General features: G+C 48.7%; 13 protein-coding genes. 7 read left to right on the top strand and 6 right to left on the bottom strand.

Features of this window, described 5'->3' with window-relative positions; translation table 11 throughout:
* Window positions 1–195: 195 nt before the first annotated feature.
* From V5T57_RS06510 to V5T57_RS06495, 4 genes are all read right to left on the bottom strand, one after another.
* Complete coding sequence (locus tag V5T57_RS06510) at window positions 196–3,711, bottom strand: tetratricopeptide repeat protein (protein ID WP_332890369.1); 3,516 nt, start codon at window positions 3,709–3,711, stop codon at window positions 196–198.
* A gap of 57 nt (window positions 3,712–3,768) precedes the next feature.
* The gene (locus tag V5T57_RS06505) at window positions 3,769–5,031 is read right to left on the bottom strand and encodes an amidohydrolase family protein (RefSeq protein ID WP_332890368.1); all 1,263 of its coding nucleotides are present in this window, start codon (window positions 5,029–5,031) and stop codon (window positions 3,769–3,771) included.
* A 159-nt stretch (window positions 5,032–5,190) separates the two neighbouring features.
* Window positions 5,191–5,907, bottom strand: a complete 717-nt coding sequence (locus V5T57_RS06500; protein ID WP_332890367.1) for an MTAP family purine nucleoside phosphorylase — start codon at window positions 5,905–5,907, stop codon at window positions 5,191–5,193.
* Between the two features lie 2 nt (window positions 5,908–5,909).
* Entirely contained in the window at window positions 5,910–6,599 is a 690-nt protein-coding gene (locus tag V5T57_RS06495; RefSeq protein WP_332890366.1) for an outer membrane protein assembly factor BamE, read from the bottom strand.
* A 422-nt stretch (window positions 6,600–7,021) separates the two neighbouring features.
* Here V5T57_RS06495 and V5T57_RS06490 point away from each other — a divergent pair, with 422 nt between their 5' ends.
* The 6 genes from V5T57_RS06490 to V5T57_RS20875 all read left to right on the top strand — a co-directional run bounded on the left by V5T57_RS06490 (window position 7,022) and on the right by V5T57_RS20875 (window position 11,627).
* Window positions 7,022–7,582: a ubiquinol-cytochrome C chaperone family protein gene (locus V5T57_RS06490; RefSeq protein ID WP_332890365.1), complete on the top strand. Its 561-nt coding sequence runs from the start codon at window positions 7,022–7,024 to the stop codon at window positions 7,580–7,582.
* A gap of 60 nt (window positions 7,583–7,642) precedes the next feature.
* Window positions 7,643–8,830, top strand: coding sequence for a phosphoglycerate kinase (locus V5T57_RS06485; protein ID WP_332890364.1), 1,188 nt, complete (start codon window positions 7,643–7,645; stop codon window positions 8,828–8,830).
* A 365-nt stretch (window positions 8,831–9,195) separates the two neighbouring features.
* Entirely contained in the window at window positions 9,196–9,963 is a 768-nt protein-coding gene (gene tpiA, locus V5T57_RS06480) for a triose-phosphate isomerase (protein ID WP_332890363.1), read from the top strand.
* Between the two features lie 85 nt (window positions 9,964–10,048).
* Window positions 10,049–10,414, top strand: a complete 366-nt coding sequence (gene secG, locus V5T57_RS06475) for a preprotein translocase subunit SecG (RefSeq protein WP_332890362.1) — start codon at window positions 10,049–10,051, stop codon at window positions 10,412–10,414.
* 446 nt (window positions 10,415–10,860) lie between these two features.
* Window positions 10,861–11,079: an IS630 transposase-related protein gene (locus V5T57_RS20880; protein ID WP_442918174.1), complete on the top strand. Its 219-nt coding sequence runs from the start codon at window positions 10,861–10,863 to the stop codon at window positions 11,077–11,079.
* Window positions 11,080–11,369: 290 nt separating this feature from the next.
* Window positions 11,370–11,627, top strand: coding sequence for a hypothetical protein (locus tag V5T57_RS20875; protein ID WP_442918173.1), 258 nt, complete (start codon window positions 11,370–11,372; stop codon window positions 11,625–11,627).
* Window positions 11,628–11,779: 152 nt separating this feature from the next.
* On the opposite strand, the gene metG is transcribed toward V5T57_RS20875, so the two are convergent.
* Together metG and V5T57_RS06465 are read right to left on the bottom strand one after the other, a co-directional pair.
* Window positions 11,780–13,843, bottom strand: a complete 2,064-nt coding sequence (gene metG / locus V5T57_RS06470; protein WP_332890361.1) for a methionine--tRNA ligase — start codon at window positions 13,841–13,843, stop codon at window positions 11,780–11,782.
* A 273-nt stretch (window positions 13,844–14,116) separates the two neighbouring features.
* Entirely contained in the window at window positions 14,117–14,584 is a 468-nt protein-coding gene (locus V5T57_RS06465) for a helix-turn-helix domain-containing protein (protein WP_332890360.1), read from the bottom strand.
* A 199-nt stretch (window positions 14,585–14,783) separates the two neighbouring features.
* Here V5T57_RS06465 and V5T57_RS06460 point away from each other — a divergent pair, with 199 nt between their 5' ends.
* Entirely contained in the window at window positions 14,784–15,185 is a 402-nt protein-coding gene (locus V5T57_RS06460; RefSeq protein ID WP_332890359.1) for a hypothetical protein, read from the top strand.
* Window positions 15,186–15,298 lie beyond the last annotated feature (113 nt).

Here is a 15,298-nt window from a genome sequence, read left to right as displayed (position 1 = left end):
GCTGTAAAGAGTTAAAGAATGTTCGATGACATGATGGTGAGCGGCTTAAATGCCCTGTTTTTAGGCAGTATGCGAAACCTTGGTTTCTATTTGCAGCACCATGCATAAGCGTTAGGCCTGGCTGGGGGCGTGGTCTTGTAAAAAAAAGCCCCGGTAACAGGGTTACCGGGGCTTTGGGGTAAAATACCGTTGCGTTTACATAGCCTGAATGGGGATGGTTTTGGGGATCGGGAAGATCTCCGCAATCAGGGTTTGGCCTCGGTCTTTTCCATAGCTTTCCCAGGCCTCTTGCATAATCATGTCAGCTTCATATTCTGGAATTTCCATGGTTTTGGCAATATGGTTGAACACCTCGAGCTCCTGATGGGCGTCAGGATTGCCAATCTCAGTATCAATTTGGTAGCTGATACCAATAAGCCGCATGGCCTCTTCCACTTTATCCTTCTCTTTAGCCAGACGGCCTAACTGGAAGAATGCCGCGGCTTCTCCCCGGCGATCATCCAGTTTTTGCTTTAAGAGCAAGGCTTGTTTTAGGTGGGTTTCAGCCTCTTTTAACGCACCACTGTTTAGGTGGATGGTGGCCAGCTGATGTAGAACAAAGCTCAGTTGTGGTACCAAGCTGGACTCTTGCTGTAGATGCTCCAGGGCTTCTTCAAAGTACTCTTTGGCGGTATCCATGCTCTCTTTTTGGAAATAGATGCCACCAAGTTGAGAGAGAATCATCCCCAAGTCTTGGGCGTTACCCATCAGACGATAGAGGGCCAAAGCTTTTTCCAGGTTCTTAAGCGCCTCTTTCATCTCTCCGCTCTGTAAAAAGAGTATACCAAGCTGGTGGAGCGTTGCCGCCCGATTAACCCGGTTACCTGCTGCTTTCCATAAAGGCAGGGCGGCTTGTAGGTGTTTCATGCCTGTACCTAGATCACCATCGGCCATGGCCATGCTTGCCAGCTGATTAAGGCTGGCGGCTTCACCGGCAGCATCGCCATACTCACGTTGTATGGCCAAAGCTTGGTTAAGCCAGGTTGTGGCTTGCTCTGTATTACGAATGGAGATCGCCATAGCCGCCAAGGTTTGTAAGGCGGCTCCTTCTACTTGAGGGTATTTTCCCCCTGTCGAGGCTTCAATTGCACGTTCCAGCCAAGTATGCGCCTCATCAGCCCGGTTGGTTTCCAAATGTAAGCGGGCAATGGCCACCATAGGGGCTGGTTCACCTGTCCGTTCACGAGATTCCATATGCAGACGAATGGCTGCATCAATATGGCCATGACGGGCCAGGGCTGTACCTGCGGATTCAGTAAACTCAAAATACCGCTCTGGTTCATCCGCCAAATAGTAGTGTTCACGGGCTTCCAGGAGTAGGTCAAACCAACTGCTACCAACCTGACCGCTACGGTCGGTGATAATCAGAGTTTTAAGAATCTCCCCCATACGGGCGTGCTGACGTTTGCAGGTGCTTTCATCAATACCCAAGTCGGTGGATTGCAAAGCCTCACGTACAAAGGGTGCAAGACGGTAGAGTGGTTCACTGGTGTCGGTACCTGGAATGGTCTGCGCAATCCCCTGTTCGGCCCATCGGTTTAAGGCAAGGTTTAAGGTCTCTGCATCTTGTTCATCACACAGATCTTTAAAGCTCGACTGAGGGAGCCAGGCACGGGTAATGGCCCATGTGCGCCATGCTTTGGCATCCTCCTCTGCGGCGCTCTCTAAAATAGCTTGCATCAAACCCTGCCCATTGGCATCACGACCCGGTGCATGGTTGCCGTAGGGGTCCAGCTCTACTTTGTTGTGCGCTAGGATGAGCTCACACTGTTTGGCCAGTTCATCGGCGGGTAGGGCATCCGCCCAATTTAGCAGCAAACGAACAGGGGCAAAGGTGGCCAAAAACAGCGCATACAGACGTTCTACTTGCGACCATTGCAGGTCACCAGCAGCCAAGCGGCGCACCAGACCGGCATGGTTGAAAAATCCCTTGAGGAAGTCCGCATCTGGGATGCTCTCAAGTTCATGGGTAACAACCGTATGGGGTAAAACAGTCGCTTCCCACTGAGGCTTAATGCGACTGGTGGCGATCAAACGTGAAACACCACTCAAACGAATAAGCAGGGTAGAAAGCCAGGTTTTTAACAGAGGGTCGGAGAAATGGCCTGTTGAATTAATGGAGTGATCCAGGCCATCAAGAAAGAGCACAGCACATAAGCGTCGATTGAGCAGCTCAACGATAAAGGTTAGTCGGTTCTCGAGACCCAGCTGTTCACTATCCAGCAGTTGATGTTCCTCGTGCAGATCATGGCGAATAAGAACCTGCCCCACCGCTTCTACCAACCGGTGTACCGTGATGGGGTTGGCCGGTGAGCCGCTGAGTACGATCGGGATATGTTGCCCGCGGGAAAGGCTCCAGGCAAATAGAGAGGCCAAGGCACTTTTACCGACCCCTTCCGGCCCATAAAGTAGAAGAGATTGGGTGGCACCACTGTGCAGAGCCTCTTCATGGGCCATCCGTTCCATGCGTCGCCCTGTAAAAGGCTGTGGCACTTTAAAAATGGCCTGATCAGGCACTGGGAAGTGCTCTTTAATCGGTTCTGGGTGAATGCGCGGTGCATCGGGTGCATGGTTTAGCAGCATAGAACGGGCGTTTTGCCCATATAGAACAGGTGCGCCGGCTGTATAGTGACCGGTCAATCCTTCCGCGGCCTTAACGCCTTGATAGGCACGGGTAAGTGCTGTATCCAGCGGCAAGCCCGCGGCCAAGGCTCCATAGAATGGGGTGAAGAAGTCACTACCTGCCTCGGTGGCCAGTGTATGGCCACAGACCATAACAAACGGAGCACCCAAGCCACTTAATCGATGGGCAAAGGCATGCATCGCCGCCATGGGGGTTTCACCACTGCGGTTGAGGCGGGCGGAAATAATGACAGCCTGGGCACCACTGCTGCGTAGTACCTCCTCCTCAAACTGGTTAGCGGTAACCTGTTGAGCATGGCCTTTAGGGCCATCAAGAATCAACATAGGGGTGTTGCGTTCATCAAGAACCACAGCCCCATTAAGATGAATCACATGGGGTTGAAAGTGGTGAATAGCCTGACGGATGTCATCAATAAGGATATCATCGCCCACGCGGGGAATGATCTCCAGATTATCCATGGCCATGGCACGTCCCATGGTCTGTAAAAAGGCTTCTTCTTCTTGTCCAAGGGCCGCGGCATCGGCACTGGCGTGTGACAGAAAAAAGGTCCGTAGTGGTGCAGGGGGCAGTGTGGTGCAGCAACGTACGGAATCGTTACACCCTGCGGGTAGGCGACGTAAAGAGAGGTCGCCACGCAAGCCCAGCGGTGTTTTAGGGGCATCTTCCAACATTATCAGTTCAAACGGCCACGCCAAAAGCTCGGGGTCTGAACTGGTGAAGCTGATCAATAGAGGAGGATCACCATCCATGGGGAGCAGAGCCGCTAGATCATCCCAAATAGGTGTGATTAACAGTGCTTTCAGCTCCTGGCTAGCTGCTTGTAAAGCCGCTTCTTGCAAAAGATCAGGGGTGGTGGAGCGGGCGCAAGCTTGCCAGTAACCACTGAGGGCGGCCTGTAAAGGCTGCATCATCTCTGGGGTAATCTGCTGCTTGTTCCCCAGCGGCTCATCTTCTTGAAGCCAAGAAAGATCAAGTGCCTCACCATTAGGGGTGAGTGTTAGTGTGATCCGGGTTTCGGTCTTAAGCATATTCTCTTGCCTCTGGGTTTAAGCACCCATTAAATAACGTTCTATCTTTGTGAAACATCAGCTCTGGCACAACTTATGTGCCCGTTCTTCCACTTGCCGTTTTGCTTCATCCTCGCCCTCAATCACACGATTGTTCATCACCACTCGGCCATCAACTACCGCACTGCGAACTTGGTGTCCTGTGGCGGCGTAAACCAGGTTAGAGGTGAGACAGTGGTGGGGCACGGTCTCTGTATCATTCAGATCAACCAGGATAAAGTCAGCACGATCTCCAACGGTGACGCGCCCGTGCTCCCCATATAAATGGGTCTTTTTGCCACTGGCAATTTCCCATACTTCAGCCGCTGGTGCTGCTGTGGGATTATTCTGCTGATGCTTCTGGATAAGGGCTAAGACCTTCATGTCTTGGAAAAGATCCAGACTGTTGTTAGATGCCGTACCATCGGTACCCATAGCGACAGGAATATTACGCGCCATGATTTTATCAAGAGGGCATACCCCCCCGACCGCCAGCTTCATATTAGAAACCGGATTGGTGACCACGGTTGCTCCACTTTGTGCAATGAGATCAAGCTCTTCATCTTCCATATGAACACAATGGGCTAAAAAAGTTCGAGGGGTGAGTAAACCTTGATTATGCAGATGCTGCGTGGGACGTACGCCATGCTGCTCTAGGCAAGTATCCACCTCATGCTGAGTCTCAGAGAGATGAATGTGTACCGGGAGTTGATGTTTTTCGGAAAAATCGGCCACCCACCGCAAGGTGTCTGGGCTGACCGTATAAATGGCGTGAGGCGTGAGTACATACTCGACACGATCCGAGTAACGAGCCCGCTCCTCTAGCAGCGTTTCTGCCTGGGTTTTAAACTGCTGGGCTTGATCTGCGCCGGCGACATCAATAAAGATGGCACCTACACCCGCACGAATGCCGCTATCTTCTACCGCACGGGCAACACCGTGGAAGTGCCAGTACATATCTTGAAAATGGAGTGTTCCAGAACGGATCATCTCATAACAGGCCAGTTTGGTACCCCAGTAGACATCCTCTTCTGTGAGTTTGGCTTCAGCTGGCCAAATTCGGGTTTCTAGCCACTCCATAAGCGGCATATCATCCCCATATCCACGGAAAAGTGTCATGGCCGCGTGGGTGTGGGCATTGACCAGGCCAGGTAAAACCAGTTGCTTGTTGGCATTTAGGCAGTTTTGTACATCTGCTGGTTGGGCAAGGTCTGTTGCCATGGCTGCAATACAACCACCACGGACAACCATGTTGATTAGGCCAAGATCCGGATGACGAACATTGCTAACGTAGAGATCCATTATACACTTTCGAAATTGGGGTTATCACGCACAGCGCATTGTGACCGAAGTGGGGGGGAGCTGTCCACGGCAGCTGAGCGGAACTTAGTGTGCAGGCCATAAAAAAACCACCCATGATACGCCAGGGTGGTTTTTTTATGGCCTTAAAACTCTATAGGCTTAGCTTGGAAGTTGCTCAAGGAGTGCGCGCAATAAAGATATCAAACGGGCCTCATTTTCCGCAACCTTGGCCTTAAAAGCCTCATAGGTCAGGGGTTCATCCGAAATACCATTGGCATAGTTGTCCACAATACAGATTGCGGCGTAAGGCAGTTCTATTTCACGGGCCAACACACACTCACTGGCAACGGTCATCCCCACCACATCGCTAAACGGTTGATGCATGCGGATTTCTGCCTGGGTTTCAAAGCGAGGACCTCGGGTTTGCCAATAAACCCCCCCGTTAACGACTGAACCATTCATCTGTGCAGGCCAGGCATTCAGAATTTGTTGACGCCAAGGGGTGTCAAATCCTGGTACCTGATGGCCACGGGCATCTTCAAAAAAAGTGGGGGTGACATCCAACCCAAGAAAATCGTCTGGGATCAAAAAAGTACCGGGGGGGTACTCCAGTTTCATACTCCCCACGGACCCCACGGCAAGAACATGGGTGATACCATGCTCCTTAAGCCCCGCTAAGTTGGCTTTATGGTTGATCAAGTGAGGGGGGGTATAATGACCTAAACCATGCCGCTGTAAAAATACCAAACGCTCTTTTTCGAGCAGGGTGATATTACCAAAAGGGGTCGTGATTTGGTGTTCCTTAGCTTGACTAAAGAGTGGCGACTCGAGCAGGCTGGTGCCGCCAATGACCGCAATTTTTGGTTGAGAAGACATGCTTATTCTTTCATCCAGCTGGGTAGCTTCTCTGAGACAGTTGGGTCGCGTAGCTCTGCAGGCGGTGGTGGGGTTTTGTCATTTTTAATCCACCCCCACAGCCCTTTCTCCTTCTCTTTTTCAGCTTCCATGGCAGACGCTTCAGCTTCTGAAACCGCTGTGCTGCTAGGTTTGAACGGCTGTGTGCCAAAGTTTTTAATGCGCTTCCAAAGCTTTTGATGAATTTTAACGGTTTCATCCTGCGCAGAAAGATCTTTTTTCAACCACTCTGGGGATCCTTTGGGGTGAACAATAATATCCCCTTTGGCCTCACTCCAAGCCCGCTTCCACCAGGTGACGGGCTTGTCGGAGAGCTTTTCCGTGACCACAGGTTTGTGTAACTCATCCTCAAAGTTCCGATTGATTTTACGGACCACCCCAGAACGATCAAAAGTGATCTCAACCCTATTCAAGGCTTGTTCACCTTCTTTACGACGATCCATGACGTAGATCCAGCGGGGAGTCTCTAACATGTTAACAAGGGTAGGGGGGCCCAGTAGTTTATGAACATCCCGCACGTTGGATTGGTTTTCCTGTAACTGCGCCAAGGCTGTGGGGTTCAAGATGGAACCTTTGTCCACATGGGGCGTTTTACAGCCTGAGAGCCCCAGAGCCAAGGTGATGGCGAGATAGAAAAGAGTCTGCTTAAGCATGTTAAAGAGGTCCTGACCGTATGAAAAGCACTGCACAAGGAAAAACCAAGGCAAAGGGGTGTGTTATGTGACACAAAATCATCGCTGACTACGCCTCATACCTATCATGGGGAGCCATTTGGAACAAGGGCGTACCGAAGAAGCGCCAATTATCCCACATCTGGCAGCGATTATTTTGCCAACACAACACAGTTTAACATGCTTTTTTACAATGCATGGTATATACCAGCTCTAGGCATATGGGGGAATAATGGTCAACTTAGCCTTTATGACCTACAGTGCGGCCCTTGCGCCAGATAGGCAGGGGTGTACACTGTGAGCGATTTGTGTCTACCTCTTTAGGCATTTCCTGACGGGATTTGTTTAATGAAGGGGGCTAATCTCTATGTACGAACTTTCTTGGGTTTGGAGCCCACTTGATTATGTCTTTTTTGAAACGTTTACTCCCTTTTATCGGTAAATCTGACCAAGAAAAATTGGAAGATGCCCTTAAACCTTGGGCAACCGATCTCTATAATCATGTTGCGGATCGGGCTGTGGCGTTGAGTAAAGACAATGGGCTGAATATGGAGCCCTCCTTTGATCTACACTTTGAGCTTGCGGTCTTTTGGTTAAGTGCCGCACAGGCCCATATCAAGGCTAAATGTTCCCAAAACCAAGCTGTTTTGCTCAACCAAGCTTTGTGGAATGTCACCTTTGAGGGGTTTGATTACAGCTTGCGTGATCGGGGGGTATTGGATGTGCGTTTAGGGGCGCGGATGAAAAAACTGCTACCTCACGCTCATGGCCGGCGTAATGTTTATGTAAGTGCCATTGAAACAGATAATGACGCCGCCATGAAAGATGCCATTATTCGCAATATTCTGGATGGAAACGCAGATCTGAGCGATAGCAGGGTTGATCTGTTGTTTCAAAGTCTGGATGATATCGCCAAGCTTGAACTGGTTACACAGCCTCCTGTTCAGCTTTTGCCAGCGGAGTAAAGCCATAAAGGCTTACTTTCTCGCTCTTACGAAATCTCTTCCATGTAAGATGAGGTCCTCATGAACAAGCGCACCATTCGTGATATTGAGATCAAAGGTAAACGGGTCTTTATGCGTGTGGATTTTAACGTCCCCCTCAATGAGGATGGTTCGGTCCGTAACGATAAACGTATTCAAGGGGCGCTACCCACGATTCAATATGCCGTTGAGCAGGGGGCTCGTGTCATTTTGGCCTCTCACTTAGGGCGTCCAAAAGGAGAGCGAAAGGCTGAATTCTCTCTAAAACCCGCTGGGGAGCGCTTGGCTGAGCTGTTGGGTAAACCGGTACCATTGGCACCTGATTGTGTCGGGCCTGAAGTTGAGAACATGGTTGCTGCCATGAACGATGGCGACGTCGTACTGCTTGAGAATGTACGTTTTCATGCAGGTGAGACCAAAGGGGATGCTGAACTGTCCAAAGGGTTTGCCAAGCTGGCTGATGTGGTGGTCAACGATGCTTTTGGAACCGCTCACCGGGCCCATGCTTCAAATGTTGGCATTACCGAACATGTACGACCTGCGGTCGCTGGTTTTTTAATGGCCGATGAGATCGATTATTTCAATAAAGCTTTGGGTAACCCTGAGCGCCCTGTTGCGGCGATTTTAGGTGGCGCGAAGATTTCTGGAAAGATTGATGTTATTGAAGCACTGATGGATAAGATGGATAAAATCTTCATCGGTGGGGGTATGGCTTTTACCTTCTTTAAGGCTATGGGCTATGAGATTGGTAACTCTCTGTGTGAAGATGAAATGTTACCGGTGGCAGAAAGAACCTTAGCCAAAGCCAAAGAGAAGGGGGTAGAGCTACTGCTACCCGTTGATTGTGTAGCTGCTGATGCCTTTGATGCCAACGCTAATACCAAAATCTGTTCCGTTAAAGAGCTACCAGCAGGCTGGATGGGGCTGGATATAGGCCCTGAGAGTGTTAAGCGTTTTGCCGCTGAGCTTGAAGGGGTTAAAACCGTTGCTTGGAACGGGCCTATGGGGGTCTTTGAAATGGAAGCCTTTGCCAGTGGTACCAACCATATTGGGAATATTCTGGCGCAGAGTGATTGTTTGTCCGTCATCGGTGGTGGAGATACCGCTGCCGCTGTGAAGCAAGCGGGTATTGCTGAGCAACTTTCTTATATTTCCACAGGTGGTGGTGCTTCTTTGGAGCTGATGGAAGGTAAACAGCTTCCTGGTATTGTCTCTCTGGATGATAAATAGGGTTTAAAGCGGGGCGGGGGTCTGTTGACCCTGCTCCGTTTGTTTTGCATGTTTTATGTTCCGACCTCCTGGAGCTTTTAGGTCAGAACAGGGACTCTATTTGATGGGGTTCTGTCTAAAGGAACCCTGACTTGGCGTTATTCCAAGTCGTGCTGGAGAGGTTCTTTAGGAGAATGGGAATAGGTTTGCTGTTTTAATGATGGTGTGCCTTTGTTGTCATCATCCATTCACAGCAAAGTGTCACACTCCATGTTTTGATGTGAATATGAGCTCTGTGATCGTAGAACGTGAGTGGGCTTATCTTTTAGTTTGATTTAACACTGTTATCTCTAAAAAACCTCTTATCCATGCGTGGAGTAGACACAATGCGGCGACCTCTGATTGCAGGCAACTGGAAACTCAATGGTATAACCGATGTAGCGAAAACCCTTTCAGGTGATGTCAGGGATGGTGTTGCTGCACGTAAGCCAGCATGTGATGTTCTGGTCTGTCCAACCTTCACTGTACTTAGTGCGGTGTCAGAGGTTGTCACTGGCTCAGGTGTTGATCTGGGTGCGCAGAATATGGCGGTGGCCACCAGCGGGGCTTTTACTGGGGAAATCTCTGGTGAAATGCTCAAAGATGTCGGGTGTAGCTATGTGATTTTAGGGCACTCTGAGCGTCGAACCCTATTTGGTGAAACCGATGCCTTAGTGGCAGAGAAGGTGGCCTCAGCCTACCGCGATGGTTTAACGCCCATTTTATGTGTGGGGGAAACCTTAGAGGAGCGTGAAGCCGAGCAAACCATGCAGGTTCTGCAAAAACAGATTCTTGCCTGTTTGCCAAGTCTGCCTGCGGAGCAAGAACAGCAGCAGCAGTTGGTCGTAGCCTATGAGCCTGTATGGGCCATTGGTACCGGTAAAGTGGCAACCACAGAGCAGGCCCAAGCCGCACATGCCTTTATCCGTGAATTGTTGGCTAAAGAGCTGGGTGCCAATGTATCTGACCATGTTCGTATTCTTTATGGCGGCTCCATGAAGCCCGGTAACGCTAAGGAATTGTTAGGACAAGCAGATGTTGATGGCGGGTTAATTGGTGGTGCTGCATTAAAAGCGAATGATTTCCTTGCCATCATTGATGGTTTAACGGCATAATACGCGGCTTAGTTGCCGAATGAACAGATTTGGCAGCGGAGTGGGTGACCTCTTTCGCTGTCTTGCTTTTGGAGCCCGACCTACCATGACCCTGCTGATTACTGTACTCCATGTGATGGCCTGCTTTATCCTGATCGGTGTTGTGTTGCTGCAAAAAGGCAGCGGTACCGATATGGGCGCTGCTTTTGGTGGTGGCTCTTCTCAGAGTGTTTTTGGAGCCTCTGGCGGCGGAAGCTTTATGGGTAAGTTTACCGCAGGTGTGGGTACGGTATTTATGCTTACCAGCCTGACTCTGGCCTTCATCACCACCTCAGATGGTGGATCTTCCTCTGTGATGGAAGGGGTTAAAGCTCCGGCTGCTCAAGAGCAGCAAGCACCTGTTGCGCCGATTGTTCCAAAAGAAGCCAAACCTGAAACCAGTGGTAGTGCGAAGCCTATCCCTGTTCAGTAATCAGGACTTTTTGTTCCGTCCTGCTGCAGACATATTGTTTGATCAAAGGGGCTTGTTTCTCTGTTATGAGAAATAAGCCCCTTTTTATTGCTTGTGAGCCTTTTCCCCTTCAAGTTGGCCGTAATCCACGTGGCCGTTAAAGCATTATTCCATCGATCGCCAAGCAGTAATAAAATACCTGCACGGAAGATGATCTCTTTTTTTGCGGTGCAAACCAGAGCAAGCAATTATCTGCCTGCCCTGATTGGGTGTGAGCCTTGGTGTATCCATCATGGGGTAGGGGGGGGAAACTATACTTGTATTGACGGTTGGTTGTGTTTTTAGCAGGTAAGAATAATTTAAAGTAAAGCTGATCTTGTTAAGTTAGGCTTAACAAATGAGAGACACCAAAGATCGTAAGCTATAGCTATCGAAAATCAAAGTTCGACAGTGCATGATTATCGATTATGAGCTATGACATAGAACTACGCCAACGAGTAATCGACTTTGTGGAATCTGGAGGTAAGAAGGCCGAGGCTGCCCGGATTTTTCAAGTAAGTCGAGCGACGATTTACAACTGGTTGTCACGAGACAGCCTAGAACCAACCCCACGCGTTCCAAGCGAGCAAAAGTTAAACAAGGCAGCCTTGCTAGAGCATGTCAAAGCCTATCCAGATGCTTTGTGAAGAGAGCGCGCCGTTCATTTCGGGATTTGTGACACCACCATTAGTGCTGCGCTAAGGAAGCTTGGGACCAGTAAAAAAACGAAGTGCTTCACTGAGAGATATACAGAAAAAGAGCGTACTATTGGGCTGATCTGTATCATCACTGGGAGAAGTGTGGTCATGAAAGTATAGTCTATTTTTATGAAAGCGGATTTGAAGAAGAGGTGATTCGCCGTCATGCGTGGGCACCAAAGGGTAAGAAGGTCTATGGTGACTTTGCGGGGGGTAAGTGTAAATGAACCAACTTGATCATGGCCCAACGCGGTAATGGGTGGTTAACGCCCATGATCTTTGAGGGTTCGTGTCATGCTCCGTTGGTTGAGGTATGGATTAAAAAGATGCTATGGCCTCAATTGAAAGAGCCCAGTGTAATCGTTATGGATAAGGCTAGTTTCCACAATAAATGGTGTATGACAGTGAAATACTGGCAAGAGAAGGTCATGTACGCCTCCCGCTCTCCCCGTACAGCCCAGATCTCAACCCTATTGAGCAAACATTCGCACTCTTGAAAAAACGTAGAGAGTTCACTGTGCCACCACCAATGTTAGAGCCATTCATGATGTCTAGCTATGGTTTGCGGTGACTATAGTAAGAAAAGAAAAAGGGAAAGCAGAGGCTGCTTTCCCTTTTACATGGCGTTCTGTTGAAAAAAGGTACTGGGCTATTTAATGCGCTGTCCTGGTTTAGCCTTGCTATCCGGTGAGAGAATTTGAATATCCTCTCCTCCAGGACCAGCAGCCAAAACCATGCCTTCAGACATGCCAAATTTCATTTTACGTGGTGCCAAGTTTGCCACCATAACAGTTAATCGTCCCTCTAGATCTTCCGGAGCGTATGCCGCTTTAATACCTGCAAAGACATTGCGTTGACCCAGCTCTTCCCCTAAATCCAAGGTGAGCTGCAGAAGCTTGTCTGCACCTTCTACATGATTGGCCGCTACAATGCGTGCGACACGCAGATCCACTTGCATGAAGGTATCAAAATCAATGGTCTCAGCAAGGGCGTTGGGGTCAACTTTTGCCTTCTTTTTGCTCTTATTCTCTGTCTTCTTTTTAGTCTCTGCTGGCGTAGGGGAGGGGGCTTCGGCTCGGGAAGCCTTGACCATAGCCTCAACTTTATCTTTTTCAACTCGGCTCATTAAGTGTTTGAACTTGTTGATTGTTGCGCCACCTTCTAGGGGAGCGTTCAAATCTTGCCAACGGAACGGTGTAGCGGCATTGAAAAAGGCCTCAACCTGTGTGGTCATGTGTGGTAATACAGGTTTGAGATAGATCATTAAAGATCGGAACAGGTTTAGAGTGACGGAACAGACTTCCTGCAGTTTCTGTTCTTGCCCTTCTTGTTTGGCCAATACCCACGGTGCATTATTCTCAACATATTGGTTTGCACTGTCAGCCAAACGCATAATTGCATTCATCGCTTTAGAAAATTCCCGTTTTTCATACAGATCAGCAATCTCTTCTCCCGCTTGCTGAAACTGCTTAAACAAGCCGCCATCTTCAGGATAGGTTTCACAAAGCTTACCGTCGTAACGCTTAAAAATGAAACCAGCGGTACGGGAGGCTAGATTGACCACTTTGCCGACCAGGTCACTGTTTACCCTTAAGACAAAATCATCCAAGCTTAGGTCTAAGTCATCTACTTTGGAGGTGAGCTTGGCCGCATAGTAATAACGAAGATATTCTGGATTTAGATGTTCCAGATACTCCCGCGCGTTAATAAAAGTACCGCGGGACTTGGACATTTTTTGGCCGTTGACAGTCAAAAAGCCATGGGCATAGACAGCGGTAGGTACACGGAAGCCAGAACCGTGAAGCATGGCAGGCCAGAATAGTGTATGGAAGTAGAGAATATCCTTACCTATGAAATGGTAGACTTCTGCCTTATCATCACGGCGCCAATAGTCCTCAAAACTCTTGCCGGTCTTTTTGCAGTGGTGCCATGTCGTCGCCATATAGCCTGTTGGAGCATCCAGCCAGACATAAAAGTACTTACCTGGAGCATCGGGAATCTCAAAACCAAAATAGGGTCCATCACGGGAGATATCCCAATGTTTAAGGCCTTGTTCAAACCATTCATTTAGTTTGGCAGACATTTCAGGCTGTAAGGTACCAGACTTTGTCCACTCTTTGAGGTAGTCAGAAAAATCCTGCAACCGGAAAAAGTAGTGTTCAGATGATTTTTCAACAGGCTGCGAACCACAAACAGCACATTTGGCCTCTTTAAGCTCTGTCGGGCGGTATGTGGCGCTGCACACTTCACAGCTATCACCATATTGATCTTCAGCACCGCAGTGAGGGCAGATGCCTCGGATGAATCGGTCTGGTAGGAACATGGCATCATGTTCACAATAGGCTTGTTGGATGGTATCAACTTCAATATGGCCGGCGTCACGGTTTTTGAGATAAATTTCTTCGGATAGAAGCCGGTTTTCTTCTGAGTTTGTGGTGTAATACTCATCAAACTCAACATGGAAGGAGCTGAAATCCTTAGCATGTTCTTCATGCATCTGGCCAACCAATTGCTCTGGTGTAATGCCTTCTTTTTGCGCGCGAAGCATGATAGGCGTGCCGTGGGTATCGTCGGCACACATGTAGATGCAATCTTCTCCACGTAATTTGTGGAAGCGGACCCAGATGTCTGTCTGGATATATTCAACCAGATGTCCAAGGTGAATATGTCCATTAGCATAAGGAAGAGCACTGGTTACCAGAATTCGGCGCATGTCGGTTTCACATCTTATTGAGATAGGGTGAGCGATGAAGCGCTCATGCTACCAGGAGTAGCCTTTAAAAAGAAGTGATAGCAGGCCGGTTTATGTGAGATAAAAGAAGAAAGGTGAAGCTCAGGAAAAAGCATGACTATGACTGCTATTTGGCATGATCTGTGAATTATTACTGAGTCTGATTACAACGAGACTGTGCGGTGATGACTTGGGTATCTGTATTCGAGTATGTATTTTAGAGTTTACCTTTTTGCCTTGTCTATATTCGCGTATTTAGTATAGTGCTGTTGGTTCTATATTTGTAACTAAATGTAACTTGAGCTGGTTGGTTTTGGAGCTCTCCTTTAGGGTTCTGCCATAGTGTCGCATAAGATGTATTGTATTACCTTGCATGCAATTCGATGTATCTTCGTATCCGGGTAGTGTTCCCGCACTGCTGTTCGATGGTAATGCCATCATAAAAGCCAACCCTGCTGCTGAAATTCCTTTTAAAATTCGTTGCCAAACTAAATGGGCCTCGCCTTCGGTTCGCCACATTGCAAGGTGTAAGAGTGCTAGTTCTGGGTCTTCTTTGGCGAGTTCTGCCAGTTTAATCATGGTTTCGTCGCTGGGAACGGTTCGTTTTGTTCTCCATTGAGAGATTGCAGCACGCCCAATCCCTATTTCATTAGCCAAGGCTGTATCATTTTTCAATCCTTGGCGTTTGATAGCCAAATCACAATACATATCGATGGTTTTCATAGTCTGCCCCTATTGAACGCCCTGAAAATCAGGGTGTTTATGAAAAAATAGCCTATTTTGATTAGTGACAGTTGACAAGAACAAAGCTGCCATGTTTGTATCGCGGTAAGCAACAAGCACGTTTCTGCACAAGTTTGCCCCCCTGGGGGGTCGGGTTCGAAACCGGCTCCCCTATCTCGATAAAAAGGGAAAGGTTGGGGTGCAAATTCTCACCAAAGGGGCGAACGATGGACAAAACAATAGAAAATTTAGGTTATGTGGTTTTTATCCTCTGTTTTGTGGTTTCTGCATCTCTGCTTTGGGGGTGGGTATGAGCCAGCTTTATCAGGGGAAGCCTAAAAAAATAAGTGTGATTCCATGGGATGGCACACTTGTAAAGTGGAATGAAATCCGCTGGGAGCTTGTTCTTATGGGGCTTGGGGATGAGATTCAAAAAGTCGGTGATAGTCTGCTTCGTGAGTCGGGTGGTTTTAAGGAGTGGGCTATGAAAAACAAGCATGTGGTTTGTTTTGATGGGAACCCGAAAAGCCGTAAAGTCTGGTTCATGAAGCGGAAAGAATTAGACCGGGATTTTATCCCGGTAAGATCTTTTCCACGGTGAGGTTCTTGGACGGTCCTTAATCGTGGGTTTGGGGGAATGGCTGTGCAAACTCATTCCTTCGCCGGGGGCCTGCCAGCCCCCGGCATCTCTTAAGATGCGAAGTATTCTCAAAA

It is taken from the genome of Magnetococcus sp. PR-3 (assembly GCF_036689865.1).
Classification (GTDB): Bacteria; Pseudomonadota; Magnetococcia; order Magnetococcales; family Magnetococcaceae; genus Magnetococcus.
The sequence above is the reverse complement of the archived record's forward strand: the minus strand, read 5'-3'. Positions and strand labels throughout refer to the sequence as shown.